Origin of the sequence: Pollutimonas subterranea (assembly GCF_002849655.1) — a bacterium.
Taxonomy (GTDB): domain Bacteria; phylum Pseudomonadota; class Gammaproteobacteria; order Burkholderiales; family Burkholderiaceae_B; genus Pollutimonas; species Pollutimonas subterranea.
This window is the reverse complement of sequence record NZ_PDNW01000006.1, coordinates 60639-79723: the sequence shown is the minus strand read 5'-3', so window position 1 is coordinate 79723 and position 19085 is coordinate 60639. Positions and strand designations below refer to the sequence as shown.

General features: G+C 60.5%; 14 protein-coding genes. 12 read left to right on the top strand and 2 right to left on the bottom strand.

The genetic code is table 11. The features are described 5' to 3' along the window. Window position 1: 1 nt before the first annotated feature. Window positions 2-1084: an MBL fold metallo-hydrolase gene (locus CR159_RS09070; protein WP_102073692.1), complete on the bottom strand. Its 1083-nt coding sequence runs from the start codon at window positions 1082-1084 to the stop codon at window positions 2-4. An 88-nt stretch (window positions 1085-1172) separates the two neighbouring features. Between CR159_RS09070 and CR159_RS09065 the strand changes: the two genes are divergently transcribed. The 6 genes from CR159_RS09065 to CR159_RS09040 all read left to right on the top strand — a co-directional run bounded on the left by CR159_RS09065 (window position 1173) and on the right by CR159_RS09040 (window position 9669). Beyond that, window positions 1173-1571 carry a MerR family transcriptional regulator gene (locus CR159_RS09065; RefSeq protein ID WP_102073691.1) on the top strand — a complete coding sequence of 133 codons (399 nt, stop codon included), beginning with the start codon at window positions 1173-1175 and terminating at the stop codon, window positions 1569-1571. A 128-nt stretch (window positions 1572-1699) separates the two neighbouring features. Beyond that, the gene (locus CR159_RS09060) at window positions 1700-2878 is read left to right on the top strand and encodes an isovaleryl-CoA dehydrogenase (RefSeq protein ID WP_102073690.1); all 1179 of its coding nucleotides are present in this window, start codon (window positions 1700-1702) and stop codon (window positions 2876-2878) included. A 50-nt stretch (window positions 2879-2928) separates the two neighbouring features. After that, on the top strand, window positions 2929-4791 hold the full coding sequence (aceK, locus tag CR159_RS09055) for a bifunctional isocitrate dehydrogenase kinase/phosphatase (RefSeq protein ID WP_102073689.1): 1863 nt from the start codon (window positions 2929-2931) through the stop codon (window positions 4789-4791). Beyond that, a complete protein-coding gene (locus CR159_RS09050; protein ID WP_102073688.1) occupies window positions 4784-5965 on the top strand; it encodes an acetyl-CoA C-acyltransferase in 1182 nt (393 codons plus the stop codon). The genes aceK and CR159_RS09050 overlap by 8 nt, the downstream gene beginning before the upstream one ends. Before the next feature lie 62 nt (window positions 5966-6027). Continuing rightward, window positions 6028-7635, top strand: a complete 1608-nt coding sequence (locus CR159_RS09045) for a carboxyl transferase domain-containing protein (protein WP_102073687.1) — start codon at window positions 6028-6030, stop codon at window positions 7633-7635. A 15-nt stretch (window positions 7636-7650) separates the two neighbouring features. Next, entirely contained in the window at window positions 7651-9669 is a 2019-nt protein-coding gene (locus tag CR159_RS09040) for an acetyl/propionyl/methylcrotonyl-CoA carboxylase subunit alpha (RefSeq protein WP_102073686.1), read from the top strand. A gap of 13 nt (window positions 9670-9682) precedes the next feature. Here the strand turns inward: CR159_RS09040 and CR159_RS09035 are convergent, their stop codons facing one another. After that, complete coding sequence (locus CR159_RS09035; RefSeq protein ID WP_102073685.1) at window positions 9683-10852, bottom strand: DSD1 family PLP-dependent enzyme; 1170 nt, start codon at window positions 10850-10852, stop codon at window positions 9683-9685. Between the two features lie 209 nt (window positions 10853-11061). Between CR159_RS09035 and CR159_RS09030 the strand changes: the two genes are divergently transcribed. The 6 genes from CR159_RS09030 (at window position 11062) to CR159_RS09005 (ending at window position 19085) form a co-directional block, all read left to right on the top strand. After that, window positions 11062-11523 carry a Smg family protein gene (locus CR159_RS09030; protein ID WP_102073684.1) on the top strand — a complete coding sequence of 154 codons (462 nt, stop codon included), beginning with the start codon at window positions 11062-11064 and terminating at the stop codon, window positions 11521-11523. Window positions 11524-11537: 14 nt separating this feature from the next. After that, the gene (gene gluQRS, locus CR159_RS09025; RefSeq protein WP_102073683.1) at window positions 11538-12401 is read left to right on the top strand and encodes a tRNA glutamyl-Q(34) synthetase GluQRS; all 864 of its coding nucleotides are present in this window, start codon (window positions 11538-11540) and stop codon (window positions 12399-12401) included. A 100-nt stretch (window positions 12402-12501) separates the two neighbouring features. Beyond that, window positions 12502-15204: a DNA topoisomerase III gene (locus tag CR159_RS09020; protein ID WP_102073682.1), complete on the top strand. Its 2703-nt coding sequence runs from the start codon at window positions 12502-12504 to the stop codon at window positions 15202-15204. A 402-nt stretch (window positions 15205-15606) separates the two neighbouring features. After that, window positions 15607-17178 carry an ABC transporter substrate-binding protein gene (locus tag CR159_RS09015; RefSeq protein ID WP_102073807.1) on the top strand — a complete coding sequence of 524 codons (1572 nt, stop codon included), beginning with the start codon at window positions 15607-15609 and terminating at the stop codon, window positions 17176-17178. 6 nt (window positions 17179-17184) lie between these two features. Then, window positions 17185-18171, top strand: a complete 987-nt coding sequence (locus CR159_RS09010) for an ABC transporter permease (RefSeq protein WP_102073681.1) — start codon at window positions 17185-17187, stop codon at window positions 18169-18171. Further along, the gene (locus CR159_RS09005) at window positions 18171-19085 is read left to right on the top strand and encodes an ABC transporter permease (protein ID WP_102073680.1); all 915 of its coding nucleotides are present in this window, start codon (window positions 18171-18173) and stop codon (window positions 19083-19085) included. Before CR159_RS09010 ends, CR159_RS09005 begins: the two co-directional genes overlap by 1 nt.

Sequence of the window (19085 nt, the reverse complement as noted above, 5' to 3'; positions counted from 1 at the left end):
TTCAATCGGCGACGGCGCCCTGTTTGAACCGGATGACACCGTCGTCGCCGGTGCTGCGCACAAGTTTCCCGTCGAAGTACAAGGCATGCAAATGCGCCAGCGCTTCGCCCATGGCGAACGTCAATTGATGGAGATCCAGCTTGCGCTTGAACATGACCGGCAGAATATCCGTCGTACTCTGGGCCACGGTACAGGCGTCCAGCACTTCAGCCAGGCGCTCGGCATGGTGCAGGTGCTGCTGGCCAATACGCTCGTGCAGGCCTTTGAAGGGGCGGCCATGGGACGGCAACACCAGGGTATCTTCAGGCAGGTCGTCGTAGGCGCGCAAGGAATTCAGGTATAGCGGCAAAGGATTGCTGTCGGGTTCGTAATCGAACACGCTGATGTTGGTGGAAATGCGCGGCAAGACCATATCGCCCGAAATCAGGACTCGCAGGGTATCGCAGTACAACGACGCATGCTCCGGCGCATGGCCATAACCGACGATAATCCGCCAATCGCGGCCACCGATCACCACCCGGTCGCCGTCCATGATGCGGTGAAAGCTTGCCGGAACGTCTGGAACCAGGCTGGGATAATAGTTGGAGCGTTCCCGGATTTTGTCCTGCGCTTCGGGGTCGTTCAGGCCATGGCGGGTGAAATGGTCTACTGCAGACTGGCCATTGGGGCCGCCCGCCGCCATGCCGCCCACGGACGGACGCGACCACAGCCGGGCCACGGCGTAGTCGGTCATGGTCATCCACAAGGGCGCGCTCCACTTCTGGCACAGCCAATGAGCCAGGCCGATGTGATCCGGGTGCATGTGGGTCACAATGACGCGCAATACCGGAAGACCATCCAGAGCATTCTCGAATACCTGTTCCCACAAGGCCTTGACGTCGTCGCGCGACACGCCGCAGTCGACGATGGTCCAGCCTTCACGTCCGTCGATCTTGTCGCGCAATAGCCATAGGTTTATATGGTCCAGGGCGAAAGGCAATGGCATGCGTATCCAGCGGACGCCATCGGCAACAGTCAAGGCCGCCCCCGCTACGGGCAGCGTATCGCCCCATGGGTAGGCCAGTTTTTGTTCATTCGGGTTCATGTGTGGTGTCTCCATTCTTATCGCAGTATGCCTGACCGACGTATTATGGCATCATAGTTTACGTTAACGTAAACTGCCAACACGCATAATGACCAACTCCACCTGGACCATCTCCGAGCTCGCGCACGAGTTTTCCATTACGCCGCGCACTATCCGCTTCTACGAGGACCAGGGCATCGTCAGCCCCACCCGCGACGGACGCACTCGTGTCTATCATCCCCGCGACCGCACGCGGCTGAAGCTTGCCCTGCGGGGCAAGCGCCTGGGCTTGCAACTGACGGAAATCCTAAGCCTCATCGACATGTACGATGGACCGGGGGCGTCGATTGCCCAGCTTGAGCACTACTTGCAGGTGCTGGGCCAGCACCGCGATACATTGAAACGCCAGCGCCAGGATATCGATCTCACGCTCAAGGAAATCGCACAGCAGGAGAAGACCTGCCGGGTACTGCTTGAGCAAAAGCATGCCGGCAAAGCGGACGCCTAGCCGACGGGCGATCGCCACACCGGCCTAACGACGCATTTACGTTTACGTAAACGTCATATAGAATTGTGCAAGACGAACGCCAAACGCTATCGCGTCAAGGCGCGCTGCATTCAAACTTGGAGACAACCATGAATCTTCCCGGCCTCAATTTCGACCTGGGTTCCGACCTCGACATGCTGCGCGACGCAGTCCATGACTTCGCCCAGGCCGAGATCGCGCCGCGGGCCGCCGAGATCGACCGCAGCGATCAGTTCCCCATGGACCTATGGCGCAAGTTCGGCGACCTGGGTCTTTTAGGCATGACCGTGGATGAAAGCTACGGCGGGTCGAACATGGGCTATCTGGCCCACATGATCGCCATGGAAGAGATTTCGCGGGCCAGCGCCTCGGTGGCACTGTCCTACGGCGCTCACTCCAACCTGTGCGTCAACCAGCTGCACCGTAACGGCACGGCCGCACAAAAGCAGAAATACTTGCCCAAGCTGGTGTCGGGCGAACACATCGGCGCACTGGCCATGAGCGAACCGGGCGCCGGTTCCGACGTCGTGAGCATGAAGCTGCGCGCCGACAAAAAAGGCGACCGCTATGTCCTGAACGGCAACAAGATGTGGATTACAAACGGGCCCGATGCCGATACGCTGGTGGTCTACGCCAAGACCGATCCGGCTGCAAAACAACGCGGCATTACCGCCTTCATTGTCGAGAAAGGCTACAAGGGGTTTTCCATTGCCCAGAAGCTGGACAAGCTGGGCATGCGCGGCAGCCATACCGGTGAACTGGTTTTCCAGGACTGCGAAGTGCCCGAAGAAAATATACTGGGCGAGCTCAATGGCGGCGTAAAGGTGCTGATGAGCGGCCTGGACTACGAGCGCGCGGTGTTGACCGGCGGCCCACTGGGCATCATGCAGGCCGTCATGGACGTCGTCGTCCCCTATATTCATGACCGCAAGCAGTTTGGCCAGTCCATCGGCGAATTCCAGCTTATCCAGGGCAAGGTGGCCGATCTTTACACCACGCTGCAAGCCAGCCGGGCCTTTTGCTACGCCGTGGGCAAAAATCTGGACAAGCTGGGTGCCGGACACGGACGGGAGGTGCGCAAGGACTGCGCTGCCGTCATCCTGTATTGCGCCGAAAAAGCCACCTGGATGGCGGGCGAAGGTATACAGATACTGGGCGGTAACGGCTATATTAATGACTACCCCACGGGACGCCTGTGGCGCGACGCCAAGCTTTATGAAATCGGCGCCGGCACCAGCGAGATCCGTCGTATGCTGATCGGTCGCGAGCTTTTCAACGAAACGGCTTGATGCGCAAGCACGGCACGGCTGCCGGCATCAGGCCGAATAAAGGGTGAGGCATGATTTTCGTCGGTGATCATCAGCATATTGAACAGGTATCGCGCCCGGGTCTGTCACCAGATGCCGTGGCCCGGACCATGCTCGATGGCTTTGATCGCCACTACGCCTTGTTCCGCTATAGCGCGCAGCGCGCCAAATCCCTGTTCGAATCCGGCGACTGGCGCGGCATCCAGCAACTGTCGCGCGAGCGCATCGAGTACTACGACACGCGCGTGCATGAATGCGCCACGCTGTTGACGGCGGCGCTTAAAGACAGCGATGCCAGCCCAAGCGGCGCGTCGGCCCAACAAAGCTTGACGCCGGCACAGATGAGCTTCTGGCAGTCCGTCAAGGCCGAATTCGTGGCCCTGCTGGCGGCCCACAGGCAGCCGGAGTGCGCGGAAACCTTCTTCAACTCGGTGTCGTGCCGCCTGTTGCACCGGGACTATTTTCATAACGATTTCCTGTTCGTACGGCCCGCCATTGCCACCGAGTACCTGGACAGCAGGCTGCCCTCGTACCGGGTCTATTATCCGGTCAGCGCGGGACTGGAAAAGTCACTCATCGCCATGGTGGCCGATTTCGGGTTGGCCGCGCCCTTTGCCGATCTGCCGGCCGACACCCGCAAAGTTGCGCGCATGGCCTTGCGCCAGTTACGGCAGGCCATTCCCGGCGGCGCGGGCCAGCGTATTGCGCCCGACTGCCAAATCCATGTGCTGAACTCACTATTTTTTCGAAACAAGGGTGCATACATTGTCGGCCGCGTGATCAATCAGGGCACGACTTATCCATTCGCCATCGCGCTGTTGCGCGCGCCGTCGGGCCATATACGGCTTGACGCCCTGCTGCATGCACCCGACGACCTGACGACGCTGTTCAGTTTTACGCGGGCCTATTTCCTGGTCGACATGGAAACACCCGCCGCCTATGTCCATTTTCTGAGTGCACTGATGCCGCGCAAGCCCAGCGCGGAACTTTATACCGCCATCGGCTTGCAGAAGCAGGGCAAGACGCTTTTCTACCGCGATTTCCTGCATCACCTGGCGCACTCCCACGACGCCTTCGATATCGCCCCCGGCATCCACGGCATGGTGATGGTTGTCTTCACGCTGCCTTCCTATCCTTATGTATTCAAGCTGATACGCGACCGCATCGCCAAGGAAGGCATGGACCATGCAACCGTACGACGCAAATACCAGCTGGTGAAACGGCACGACCGCGTGGGCCGCATGGCTGACACCTGGGAATATTCCCAGGTGGCATTGCCCCGGGCGCGCTTTTCAGCCGCCTTGCTGGCCGAACTGCGCCAGCAGGTGCCCAGCCTGCTGGAAGAAAATGACGACAGTATCGTCTTGCGTCATGTCTACATCGAACGGCGCATGACGCCGCTTAACCTGTATCTGGCCCGGGCCTCGGACAATGCGCTGGAAGCGGCCGTACTGGGCTATGGCAACGCCATACGCGAACTGGCCGCCGCCAACGTTTTTCCCGGCGACATGCTATTCAAGAACTTCGGCGTCACCCGTCTTGGACGAGTTGTATTCTATGACTATGACGAGATCCAGCACATGACCGAAATGAACTTCCGGCATATCCCGCCAGCGCCCAATGAAGAAGCCGAACTGGCCAGCGAACCCTGGTATCCGGTGGGCGCCAACGATGTATTTCCCGAAGAGTTCCGTTTTTTCCTGCTGGGCGACTCTCGCGTGCGGGCGGCATTCCTGAAACACCATGCCGACCTGCTGAATGCCGACTGGTGGCAGGGCTGCCGCGAACGCGCAGCCCAGGGCCGCATTGAAGACATTTTCCCCTATCACCACGACCGGCGCCTGGCCGCCGGCACACTTTCTTTTCCTTATTCCTCAGGAGCAAACCATGTCTGACCCTATTGTTTTAGTATCGGTTGCACGCACCCCAATGGGAGCGATGATGGGCAGTTTGTCCGGCCTGGCCGCGCATGAGCTCGGCGCCATCGTGATCAAGGCCGCCATCGAGCGCGCCGGCATCCAGGGCGACGCCGTCGATGAAGTCATCATGGGCAATGTGCTGCAAGCCGGCCAGGGCCAGGCGCCCGCGCGCCAGGCCGCCCTGGGGGCCGGCCTGCCGTTGACCGTGGGCTGCACCACCATCCATAAAGTCTGCGGCTCGGGCTTGAAGGCGGCCATGTTCGGCCATGACATCATCATGGCGGGCAGCGCCGACGTCGTCGTCGCCGGCGGCCAAGAAAGCATGAGCAATGCGCCCTACCTGCTGCTGCGCGGACGTCAGGGCTACCGCTACGGCCATTCCACGGTTTACGACCACATGGCGCTGGACGGCCTGGAAGACGCCTATCAACGCGGAACGGCCATGGGTGTGTTCGCCGAAGATTGCGCTTCGAAATACACCTTCACCCGCGAACAACAAGATGCCTTCTCGCTCGAATCGCTGCGCCGCGCCCGCGCCGCCACCGAGGATGGCAGCTTCAAATGGGAAATCACGCCGGTCACCGTGGCGGGCCGCAAGGGCGATACCGTCATCGACACCGACGAGGGGCCCACCAAGGCCATGCCGGAGAAAGTGCCCACCCTCAAGCCCGCCTTCAAGAAAGACGGGACCGTCACCGCGGCCAACTCCTCATCCATCTCCGACGGCGCCGCCGCCATGGTGCTGATGCGCGAGTCCACCGCCAAGAAACTGGGCGCCACCCCCCTGGCACGCATCGTCGCGCACACCCAGCATTCGCAGGAACCGGCCTGGTTCACGACCGCGCCCGTCAGCGCCATCCAGAAGGTGCTTGCCAAGAGCGGCTGGAGCGCCGAGGACGTCGATCTGTATGAGATCAACGAAGCTTTCGCCGTCGTCACCATGGCGGCCATGACCGACTTGAAACTGCCTCACGAGAAGGTCAATATCCATGGCGGGGCCACCGCTTTGGGCCATCCCATTGGCGCTTCGGGTGCACGCCTGCTCACCACCCTGGTGGGCGCCTTGCGCAAGACTGGCGGCAAGCGCGGTGTGGCCTCCCTGTGCATCGGCGGCGGCGAAGCCGTCGCCCTGGCCATCGAAATGGTTTAGTTCTGTACGTGGCGCTGCGGCCGGCCCGCGCGCCATTTCTTGCTTTTTAGGAACAGCAATCAATGCCCGTAATCGAATCCCGGATCAATCCGCGGTCGCAAGCATTCATCGACAATGCGCGCGCCATGCAAGAACAGGTCGATGACCTGCAACAACAGCTATTGAAAACCGCCATGGGCGGTAGCGAATCCGCGCGTGCAAAGCATCTGGCGCGCGGCAAGCTGCTGCCCCGTGATCGCGTCGAGCGGCTTCTGGATCCGGGTACGCCGTTCCTGGAGCTGTCTCCCATGGCCGCGCACGACGTCTATGACAATGCGGCACCCGGCGCGGGACTGATTACCGGCATCGGACGTATTTCGGGCGTCGAATGCATGATCGTTTGCAACGACGCCACGGTGAAAGGCGGCACCTACTATCCGCTCACGGTCAAAAAACACCTGCGTGCCCAGGAAATCGCACAGCAAAACAAATTGCCGTGCGTCTACCTGGTCGATTCGGGCGGCGCCAACCTGCCTAACCAGGACGAGGTGTTTCCTGATCGCGAGCACTTCGGGCGCATCTTCTACAACCAGGCCGTCATGTCGGCCGCGGGCATAGGGCAGGTCGCCGTGGTAATGGGCTCATGCACCGCCGGGGGCGCCTATGTGCCGGCAATGAGCGACGAGTCCATTATCGTCAAGGAGCAGGGCACGATCTTCCTGGCCGGACCGCCGCTGGTCAAGGCGGCGACCGGCGAAGTGGTCAGCGCCGAAGACCTGGGCGGCGGCGACGTTCATACCCGTTTGTCGGGCGTGGCCGACCACTTGGCCAATAACGATCTCCATGCCCTCTATCTGGCCCGCAATGCCGTGGCCCGGCTGAACCATCAAAAGCCGGTGCAGTTGCGGCGCAAGGCGTTTGCCGAACCGCTGCACGATCCGCAGGAACTCAACGGCATCATCCCCGCCGACACCCGCAAGCCCTACGATGTGCGCGAAGTGATCGCGCGTGTCGTCGACGGCTCGGAGTTCGATGAATTCAAGGCCCGCTTCGGAACCACGCTGATCACGGGCTTCGCCCATATCCATGGCATGCCGGTTGGCATCATCGCCAACAACGGCGTGCTTTTTTCCGAAGCCGCGCAAAAAGGCACGCACTTCATCGAGCTGTGCTGCCAACGCAAGATTCCACTGGTGTTCCTGCAGAACATCACCGGCTTCATGGTGGGCCGCAAGTACGAAAATGAAGGCATTGCCCGGCACGGCGCAAAAATGGTCACGGCCGTGTCCACGGCATCCGTGCCCAAGTTCACCATTCTTATCGGCGGATCCTTCGGCGCCGGCAACTACGGCATGTGCGGGCGCGCCTTCGGCCCCCGGCTCTTGTTCTTGTGGCCCAACGCGCGCATTTCGGTCATGGGCGGCGAGCAGGCCGCCAGCGTGCTGGCCACGGTGCGCCGCGATGGCATCGAAGCCAAGGGCGGTGAATGGAGCGCCGAGGACGAAGCGGAATTCAAGGCGCCCATACGCGCGCAATACGAAAAAGAAGGCCATCCCTACTACGCCACGGCGCGCCTGTGGGACGATGGCATCATCATGCCCGCCGATACCCGCCGCGTGCTCGCGCTAGGCCTGTCCGCCGCCCTCAATGCCCCTATCGAGGACACACGTTTCGGCGTGTTCCGCATGTAATCCCAAGGAGTCGATGTGTTTACCACTTTACTGATTGCCAACCGGGGCGAAATTGCATGCCGGGTCGCCGCCAGCGCCCATCGCCTGGGCGTACGCACCGTTGCCGTCTATTCCGATGCCGATGCCAGTTCGCGCCACGTCGCCGCGTGCGACACGGCCGTGCACATTGGCGGTTCGGAACCTCGCGCCAGCTACCTGCGCGCCGACGTCATTCTTGATGCCGCCCGCCGGACAGGCGCGCAAGCCATACATCCCGGTTATGGTTTCCTGTCGGAAAACGAAGGCTTTGCGCAGGCCTGCGCCGACGCCGGAATTGTATTCGTCGGACCGCCCGTCAGCGCGATTGCCGCCATGGGCAGCAAATCGGCCGCCAAGACGCTGATGGAAAAAGCAGGTGTGCCGCTGGTACCCGGCTACCATGGCGACAACCAGGATCCTGGCTTCCTGCAGTCCCAGGCCGACGCCATGGGCTATCCGGTGCTTATCAAGGCCAGCGCGGGCGGGGGCGGCAAAGGCATGCGCATTGTCGAATCCGGCGCCGCCTTCGGCGAAGCCCTGGCATCGTGCAAGCGCGAGGCAGCCAGCAGCTTCGGCGACGACAAGGTCCTGATCGAGCGTTATCTGCAAAAGCCCCGGCATATCGAAATCCAGGTATTTGCCGATACACAGGGCCATTGCCTGTACCTGTTCGAGCGCGATTGCTCGGTGCAGCGCCGCCATCAGAAAGTCATCGAAGAAGCACCCGCACCCGGCCTGTCCGACGCGCGCCGCCGCGCAATGGGTGAAGCCGCCGTGGCCGCCGCGCGCGCAGTCGGCTATGTGGGCGCGGGCACGGTCGAATTCATCGTTGAGCCCGATGGCCGTTTCTACTTCATGGAAATGAATACCCGGTTGCAGGTCGAGCACCCCGTCACCGAAATGATTACCGGCCACGATCTGGTCGAGTGGCAGCTGCGCGTGGCGGCGGGCGAGGCACTGCCTGTTACCCAGGAGGAACTCTCCATTACCGGGCACGCCATCGAAGCACGTATCTATGCCGAGAATCCCGAAAAAGGTTTCCTGCCTTCCATAGGCACGTTGACCACGCTGAACTTTCCGCCCCACGCCGCCTTCCAGAACGGCGACATCCGGATCGATGGCGGAGTGCGGGCCGGCGATACCATTACGCCTTTCTACGACCCGATGATTGCCAAGCTCATCGTGCGCGGCGCCGATCGCGACCAGGCCCGTGCCCGCATGGTGCAGGCCCTGGGTGAAATTCAGGGCGTAGGCGTGCAGACCAATATCGCGTTCCTGCGGCGCTTGATGCTGGACGACGCCTTCGCCAGCGCCGACCTCGATACCGGACTGATCGACCGTCAACACGACAGCCTCTTTCCGCCGGCGGCGCTTGCCTCCGACAGCACGCTGGCACTGGCCATCGCCGCCCTGTTGTCCAGGCAAGGACTCGCGCAGTCGGCCGTTCGCCGGAACACGGTGCACGTGGACCCATGGGCCCAGGCTGACGGCTGGCGCATCAACGGCAGCTACCGGCAGGTGTTTTCGCTGCTGGAGCACGAGGCACTGCGCGATGTTCACATCACCCGCAATGGCGAGGCATGGACCTATACCCGCGACGGCCAGGCCCAGTCGTTCGAGTGGCAAACCGAAGCGCTGGCGCCCCGCCAGTACCGGGTGCGCGTGCGCCTGGACAGCGCAGACGCGTCGGCCAATGTCGTGCTCCAGGATGAACACGTGCATGTATTTGCCGATGGCGCCGTGCAAGTGCTGCAAGTTCACGATGCCGTGGCGCACGCCCAGGAAGATTCCAACGAGCACGCGGGCGGCCTGACCGCTCCGATGCCCGGCAAGATCATTTCCATCTCGGTCAAGGCCGGCGACAAGGTCAAGAGCGGCGACGCCCTGCTGGTCATGGAAGCCATGAAAATGGAACACACCATCCATGCGCCATCGGACGGAACCGTCGAGGAATTGTTCTTTGACGTCGGCGACCAGGTCGGCGATGGCGCCGAACTGATCGCTCTTACGGTCTAGGTTAGCTGCCCGGTTAGCGGCTTAGTCCCCGGGCGCTGATGGGCCATAGCGCTTCGACATGCTGGCCGCGCACTGCCACGATGCAGTCGTGCAGGTTGAAGGTGGGGTCGCAATGCCCAGGTATCAGGCGCAGCTGCGTACCCACTTCGGGACGGCTGCGTCGGCTGCCAGCCAGCAGTATGCAATGCTCGTCGTGCACGGCCACGCAACGCAGATCGGGGTGATCGGCGATCCGCGGCGCGCCGCTCTCGGCACTGGTGGACTTCAGTCCTAGATCGACCACTGCCCGTTCGGGCGTAGGCGTACTCATGACCGTACCCAGCAGGTACAAGCTGTGCCGGAATGCCAAGGCATCGCCCCAATCGATAGCGGCGTAGTCGGTGTCCATGAATGCATAGGTGCCTGCCTGGATCTCGGTATACACCTGGCTCGCCACGTCGAATGCCGCGGTGCCGGTGCCGCCGCCGCTGACGACTGGGCATTCGATCTGTGCCCTGGCAAAGGCATCCAGATAACCGCGTATGGCGCGTACTGTCTTGTCGGCCGCTTTCTGGCGCTGGTCCAGCGACCGCTTGTGCTGCAGGCCACCGTGATAGGCCTGCACGCCCACAAAACTGATATTCGGCAGCTTCTGCACCAGGCGTGCCAGCGATACCGCCTCTTCCGGAGTCTGCACGCCGCAACGTTTCTGGCCTACATCGATGTCAACCAGGACGTTCACAGTGGCCTCGTATTCCACCATCATCGAGGACAAGGCTTCGACTGCGCGCACATTATCGACACACACCGACATGTGAGCCTGCCGTGCCAGGCGTGCCAGCAAGGCGAGCTTCGGTGCCCCGATCACCTCATTGCTGATCAGGACATCGCGCACGCCCGCGGCTACAAAGGGCACGGCCTCGGAGACCTTCTGGCAGCATATTCCGCTGGCCCCCAATGCGACTTGCCGGATGGCGATTTCAGGACACTTATGGGCCTTGGCATGCGGCCGCAGCGCCACGCCGTGGCGCTCGGCCAGGACCTGCATGGTCCGCAGGTTGTCTTCAAAAGCGTCCAGATCCAGGATCAGGCTGGGCGTATCGACGGCTTCAATTGGATCGCCCGGGCGGGCCGCCGGCGGAATGGCAATCGTGCTGGCCTGCGGCGGATCGGCTTCGCGTACCGCGTGTTGTACCTCTTCCATGGATACCCCCAAAAGTAGTATTTGACTGCACCATACAGCGTATATCGCCATTGGGCACCGTATAAGCAGCGTCTGCTGGCAACAACAGCCTGATTTGCCCGGGATGACAAATCAGCGTAAAGTCATCATAACTTTACCGGTTAAGCTTTTATCTACTCACTGACTTTCGCACACGCAAAGACTTTCGCAAACAGCAACCGGAATCGCATATGTTCGATATATTGGTTTACTTGTTCGAAACTTACTATACACCCCAAGCGTGTCCCGAGGCCGATGTCCTGGCGCATAAGCTTGCCGCAGTGGGTTTCGAAGACGAAGACATCAACGACGCCCTGGGCTGGCTGCACGGGCTGGCCCAAACCACAGAAGAATGTGGTCAGCTGGCAAAGAATCCGCAAGGCGACAGCCGCCGCATCTTCACCGACTATGAATACCGCACGCTCGGCACCGAGGCCATCGGTTTCATATCGTTTCTCGAAAATTCAGGCGTCCTGCCTACCGTCCTGCGCGAAATTCTAATCGACCGGGCCCAGGCAACGACCGAATCCCCGATCTCCCTTGAAAAAATCAAGATTATCGCGCTCATGGTTCTCTGGAGCCAAGAGGCCGAAGTCGACCATCTGGTATTCGAAGAGCTTCTGGCCGACGACCCGGCGCGCTTATCGCATTAAACAGGCATTGCTGCATGGCGCTGGAAGTACAAGGCAGTAAACGTCCTTATATAGGGCGCTTCGCACCGAGTCCCACCGGCCCACTGCACGACGGCTCGCTCCTTGCCGCGATGGCAAGCTTTCTGGATGCGCGTGCGCATCACGGCAAATGGCTGCTGCGCATCGAGGACATCGATACACCGCGCGTCGTTCCTGGAGCGGATCAAATCATCATGACCCAGCTGCGAGCCCTTGACATGCACTGGGACGAACCGCCCACGTGGCAATCCCGGCATCTGGATCGTTACCAGGCGGCCTTCGACGAGCTCCTCGCGGAGAACCTCGTGTACGGCTGTGCCTGCACCCGCCAGGAGCTTCCATGGGGCGCGTATCCCGGCACTTGCCGCAAGGGACTGCCTGCCGGACGCCAGGCGCGTGCATGGCGCTTCAAGGTTCCCCCCGGCATGGAACGCTTTGATGACCGCTGGCAAGGCCCCCAAGAGCAAAACGTCGCCAGCGAAGTCGGCGATTTCATCGTGCGGCGTGCCGACGGCCTGTGGGCCTATCAGATGGTCGTGGTCGTCGACGATGGCGCGCAAGGCATCACCGACATAGTGCGGGGCGAAGACTTGCTCGATTCGACAGCGCGCCAGCGGGTGCTGGCGCGGCACCTGCATATTGACTATCCCCGTGTCATGCACATTCCGGTGCTGATGGACGACGACGGACGCAAGCTTTCCAAACAGAACCACGCCGAACCGCTGGACATTGCGCATCCGATGCACACCTTGAATCAGGCGTGGCAGGCCCTGGGCTTCCCGCCGGTTGCCGCCAGCGATCTTGGGTCGTTCTGGTCTACCGCCAAATTGCAATGGGCCCAGCGTTTTAGTGTATCGTGACGCCGCTAGGAGTCGTTTTGATTACACTCGACTTGCATAGTGCGATTATCACCTCTTATGATCCGCGCTATTGCTGCTGAAACGCAGTCACTGGAAACTCATGAATAAAACGTTGATTATTGCCGAGAAACCCTCGGTAGCCCTGGATATTTCCCGCGCCTTGGGAGGATTCACCCGGGAAGGCGACTACTTTGAAAGCGAGCAGTTCGTGCTTGCATCGAGCATCGGACACTTGCTCAGCCTTGTCGCGCCCAACGATCCCGTCCGGGGGAAATGGAGCTTTGCGCATCTGCCGGTGATCCCGCCTCAATTCGAGCTGGGGCCCACCGATAAGCGCTCGGCCGAGCGCTTGAAGCTGCTGGTCAAGCTGCTGAAGCGCAAAGACGTCGACGCCGTCATAAACGCATGCGACGCGGGCCGCGAAGGCGAGCTGATCTTCCGTTATATCGTTCAGTTTTCCGGTATCAAGAAGCCCGTCACGCGCCTTTGGCTGCGGTCCATGACCCAGGCGGCCATCCGGGAAGCCTTCGCGAACCTGCGCGACGACGACACCATGAAACCACTGGAAGCGGCGGCGCGCTCGCGCGCCGAAGCCGACTGGCTGGTGGGCATCAACGGTACGCGGGCCATGACAGCCTTCAACAGCAAAGACGGCGGCTTCTTCAAGACGCCGGTCGGGCGCGTCCAGACGCCTACGCTCGCGATCGTGGCCGAACGCGAAGAGCGCATACGCAAATTCATATCCCGCGACTACTGGGAAGTGCATGGCACCTTTGTCGCCGCGGCCGGCCTGTACACCGGTCGCTGGTTCGACCCCAAGTTCGTCAAGGACGATCGTGATCCGGAACGCCGCGACTCCCGGCTATGGTCGCAAACAGCGGCACAAACCATAGTCACCGCGTGCCGCGACAAACCGGGCCACGTAACCGAAGAATCCAAGCCATCGACCCAGATGTCTCCGGCGCTGTTTGACCTGACGTCGCTGCAGCGCGAGGCGAACTCGCGCTTCGGCTTTTCCGCCAAGACCACGTTAAGCCTGGCCCAGACCCTGTACGAGCGCCACAAGGCGCTGACGTATCCGCGTACCGACTCGCGCTACCTTCCTGAAGACTATATCCAGACGGTCCAGCAAACCATGCAGGCGCTGGCTGAAGGCGGCTCATCCGCCGCGGCCAGCGTACGCCCTTTCGCGGAAACGGTATGCAAGCAGAACTGGGTCAAGCCCAACCGGCGTATTTTCGACAATAAGAAAGTCTCGGATCACTTTGCAATCATTCCCACGCTGCAGATTCCGCGCGAGCTGAGCGATGCTGAAACCAAGATCTACGAACTTATCACCAAGCGCTTCCTGGCTGTGTTTTTCCCGGCGGCCGAGTTCCGACTGACCACACGCATCACCGAAGTCTCGGGCCACCATTTCAAGACCGAAGGCAAAGTACTGGTCGCACCGGGCTGGCTCGCCATCTACGGCCGCGAAGCCCAGGGCGACGACACCAACCTCGTGGCCGTCGTTGAAGGCGAAAAGGTCAAGACCGAAGACATCGAGGCCAAAGGCCTGGCCACCAAGCCGCCTGCACGCTTCAACGAAGCCACGCTGCTGTCCGCCATGGAAGGCGCCGGCAAGCTGGTCGACGACGAGGCATTGCGCGAAGCCATGTCCGAACGAGGCTTGGGCACACCGGCCACGCGGGCGGCCATTATCGAAGGCTTGCTCAACGAAGGCTATCTGCGCCGCGAAGGCCGCGACCTTATCCCCAGCGCCAAGGCGCGCCAGCTGATGACGCTGCTGTCCGGCCTGGGCGTCAATGAGCTCACCTCGCCGGAACTGACGGGTGAATGGGAACACCGCTTAAAGCAGATCGAGCAGCGCGAACTGGACCGCGACGAATTCATGCGTGAGATCGCACAAATGACGCAGGTCATTGTGAAGCGCGCCAAGGAGTACGAGCGCGATACGGTGCCCGGCGACTATGCAACACTCAGCACGCCCTGCCCCAAATGCGGCGCCGTGGTGAAAGAAAACTATCGGCGCTATGCCTGCACCAGCTGCGATTTTTCTATCGGCAAGCACCCAGGCGGGCGTACGTTCGAGATACCCGAAGTCGAGGAGCTGCTGACCAAGCGTGAACTGGGACCGCTGCCTGGCTTCATCAGCAAAATGGGCAGGCCATTCGCCGCGCTGTTGCGCATTACGGATGAGTACAAGCTGGAGTTCGATTTTGGCCAGAAGGACGAAAACGACACCGAACCCGTGGATTTTTCGGGCAAGACGGCGTTGGGGCCTTGTCCGAAATGCAGCAGCAATGTGTACGAGCACGGCATGAATTATGTGTGCGAGAAGTCTGTTGGGCCCGAAAAGTCCTGCGACTTCCGCAGCGGCAAGATGATTCTGCAGCAGGAAATCGCGCCGGAACAAATACAGAAACTGTTGTCGACCGGCAAGACCGATTTGCTGGAAGGCTTTGTATCCAGCCGGACAAACCGAAAGTTCAAGGCATATCTGGCCAAGCAGGAGAACGGAAAGATCGGGTTCGAGTTCGAGCCCCGGCCGGAGAAGCCCGGGCGCAAAACTGCCGCAAAGACGGCGACCAAGACCGCTACGAAGACTGCCGCCAAGACAGCCGCGAAGTCCGCTGTAAAGAAGGCGACGAAGACAGCGGCCAAGTCGGCGGTGAAGAAAGCGGCTACTAAAACGGCTACGAAGGCGGTCGCCAAGAAAGCGGCAAGCAAGGCGGCTGCGAAGAAGGCGGTGAAGACGACCGTTGTTACGGCTGGTTCGGACGACGACGATCCGCCATTTTAAGAAAGCGACGCCTTTGAGCTTGCCCTGACGGTGTCGGGGCGAGCTCAAAGCGTCCAAACGTTTGTACCGGTTATATGGGCCCCTGACGGTGTACGTCGGGGGCCGTTTGCTTTCTAACACGGCGGACGGCCTACAGGTTCTTTTACACCTCGGTTTTTTGTACCTCTCTTTTTACGCGCCTGCCTTTTACACGCCTCGGGCGTGGTCATGGGTGCTGCGGTCCTCGCGCTCCGCATGACTTCGGTTGCAGCGGCACGAGTTGGCCCGGCTTATTAGCCACGAGCCATCAAATGACCTATAACCTTATATCCGTAATTGACAGGTCGGCGAAGAAAGAATTGACGCATGCGGTTGCATGAGGCAATATCGGTTCAATTTCAGTTATTTGTAAGGGTGGATTTCATGCGTAAAACTTTTGTTGCCGCCGCACTTGCTGCTGCGCTTGCCGTTCCTGCAATGGGCCATGCGAAAACCTTACGCTGGGCCAGCCAGGGCGATATCCTCACCATGGATCCGCATGCGCAAAACGAGGGCCTGACCATCGCGGCATCGAGTTATGTGTACGATACGCTGATTGCCTATGACAAAGACTTCAAGCTTAGCCCCGGCCTGGCCCTTTCATGGGAACAGCCCGAACCCACCGTATGGCGTTTCAAGCTACGTGAAGGCGTCAAGTTTCATGACGGCACCCCGTTCACCGCGGACGACGTTGTGTTTTCAGTCAAGCGCGCCCTGTCGCCTACGTCCAATTTCAAGGCATACGTCAATGGCATTACCGATGTCAGGCAGGTGGATGATCACACTGTCGAAGTGATTACAGGCGGCCCCAACCCTGTTTTGCTGCGCCAGCTGACCAATGTGTTCATCATGAACCGCGACTGGGCCGAGAAAAATGGCGCCACGGCGCCGCAGGATTTTGCCAAGAAACAAGAGACCTTCTCCGCGCGTAATGCAAACGGCACCGGCGCCTACAAACTTGAGGCCCGCGAGGTCGACGTGCGTACCGTCTTTGTCGAAAACGCCGATTGGTGGGGCAAGGCCAACAAGGTCGGCAATGTGACTGAAGTAATCTATACACCCATCAAGCAAAACGCCACGCGCACGGCGGCGCTGTTGTCAGGCGAGATCGATTTCATCCTCGACCCTCCGGCACAAGACCTTGCACGCATCAAGCAGCAGGCAAAAGTGGTCGAAGGCAACGAATACCGCACCATTTACCTGGGCCTGGACCAAAAGAGCCCGGAACTGAAATATTCCAGCATCAAGGGCAAGAACCCCTTCGCCGACGTGCGTGTGCGTGAAGCGCTTTACCGTGCCATCGATGTCGAGGCCATCAAGAAGGCCGTGATGCGCGGCTCCTCGTCGCCCACCGGCACCATGATCGCCCCGCAAGTGCATGGCTGGTCCAAAGACCTTGCCCAGCGCATTCCGTACGATATTGATAAGGCCCGCAGCCTGCTTAAAGAGGCCGGCTACGAAAACAGTATCGATTTCACGCTCGATTGCCCGAACAATCGGTATATCAACGATGAAGCCATCTGCCAAGCCGTTGTCGGCATGTGGGCCAAGGTTGGCGTCAAGGCGACGCTTAACTCCATGCCGCGCGCCACTTACTTCCCCAAAGTGCAATCGTTTGATTCCAGCGCTTACCTGTTCGGCTGGGGTGTACCCACGTTCGACGCCTTGTACACCTTGCAAAGCCTGATCCACAGCAAAGGCGAAGGTGCCGACGGTTCCTTCAACTTCGGCGGCTATGCCAATCCCGAAGCCGACACGCTGATCAAGCAGATCAAGACCGAGACCGACACAGCCAAGCGCGATGCAGCCATACAAAAAGTGCTGGAAATCCATGCCAGTGAATTTGGTCATATTCCACTCCATGACCAAGTCATTCCATGGGCCATGGGCAAGAACGTCAATGTCGTGCACCGTGCCGACAATCGCTTGTCTGCCGACTGGGTAACGATAGACTAACCCATCGTGCTGCCTTTCATATTACGCCGCCTGGCCCAGGCGGTGGTTGTCATGCTGACAGTCGCCTTGCTGGCCTTCGTCCTGTTCCGCTATATCGGTGATCCGGTCACGATCATGCTGGGGCAGGACGCCACCGACCAGGACCGCATCGAATTGCGCCAAAGCCTGGGCCTGGACCGGTCCGCGCCCGTTCAGTTTGCCCATTTCGTCGCCAACGCCGCTCGCGGCGATTTCGGACTGTCTCTGCGCCAGGGGCAGAAGGTGTCTGAACTGCTACGCGACCGTCTCCCCGCCACCGTCGAGCTCTCGATCGCGGCAGCGGTGCTGGCGCTGATCATCGGCTTGCCCTTGGGCGTGTATACGGCGTTGCGGCGCAAAGGCAAAGGTTCGCAGATCATACTGGCGTTCTCGCTGTTGGGCGTATCGCTGCCTACCTTCCTGATAGGCATACTGCTGATACTCATATTTTCGGTGATGCTCGGTTGGCTGCCGAGCTACGGACGCGGCGAGGTAGTAAAGCTGGGTTGGTGGAGCACCGGCCTGCTTACCGTCGACGGCTGGAAACACCTTATTCTGCCCGCCATTACGCTGTCGCTGTTCCAACTTACGCTGATATTGCGGCTGGTACGATCTGAAATGCTCGAAGTCCTGCGTACCGATTACATCAAGTTCGCGCGTGCCCGCGGATTGCGCAAGCGCGCCATCCATTTCGGCCATGCGCTCAAGAACACCCTGGTGCCCGTCATCACGATTACCGGCTTGCAACTGGGCGGCATCATCGCGTTTGCCATCGTCACCGAGACGGTCTTCCAGTGGCCGGGCATGGGCCTGCTTTTCATCCAGGCCGTACAGTTTGCTGACGTGCCCGTCATGGCCGCCTATCTGTGCCTGATTGCACTGGTGTTCGTGTGCATCAACCTCGTCGTCGATCTGCTCTACTTCGTGGTCGATCCCAGGCTGCGCAGCAGCCTGGGACACTCGGGGGGCCATTGATGAGAGCCATATTGAAACGCTGGGCCGACAGCGACCTGGCCTGGTCGTGGCGCAATACGCCTGTCGCCTGGCTGTCCACGGCGCTTTTCGTGCTGCTTTTAATTGGCGCTTTCGGCGCCCAGTGGGTGGCGCCGCATAACCCCTTCGACCTGACCACGGTCGAGCTCCTAGATGCCTTGTTGCCACCTGTGTGGATGGAAGGCGGACAGTGGACTTTCCTGCTGGGGACCGACAGCCAGGGCCGGGACCTTTATTCCGCATTGCTCTACGGCACCCGGGTTTCGCTGCTTATCGGTCTCGCGTCGGTCGTATTGGCTCTGATCGCCGGCATATGCCTGGGCTTGTTGGCCGGCTATGTGGGCGGGCGTGTCGATGCATTCATCATGCGGGTGGCCGATGTGCAGTTGTCTTTTCCGGCAATCCTCATCGCTTTGCTGATCGATGGCGTGGCGCGCGCCGCCATGCCTCGGGAGCTGCACGACATACTGGCCTTCCCCGTGTTGGTAGGGGCCATTGCCCTGGCTGGCTGGCCCCAATATGCACGCACCGTTCGCGGCCTGGCCATGGTCGAGAAAAGCCGCGAGTACGTACAGGCGGCGCGCGTTATCGGCGTCGCCCCGCTGATCATCATGTTCCGCCACGTGTTGCCTAACGTCATGGGGCCCGTCCTGGTGCTGGCCACCGTGCATCTGGCAACCGCCATCATCACCGAAGCCACGCTCTCCTTCCTTGGCGTAGGAGTGCCGCCAACCTCGCCATCCCTGGGCACCCTCATACGTATCGGCAACGACTTCCTGTTTTCCGGCGAATGGTGGATCACCATCTTCCCGGGCATGATGCTGGTGTTGCTGGTGCTTTCGGTCAACCTGCTGGGCGATTGGCTGCGCGATGCGCTCAACCCCAAGCTGAATTGA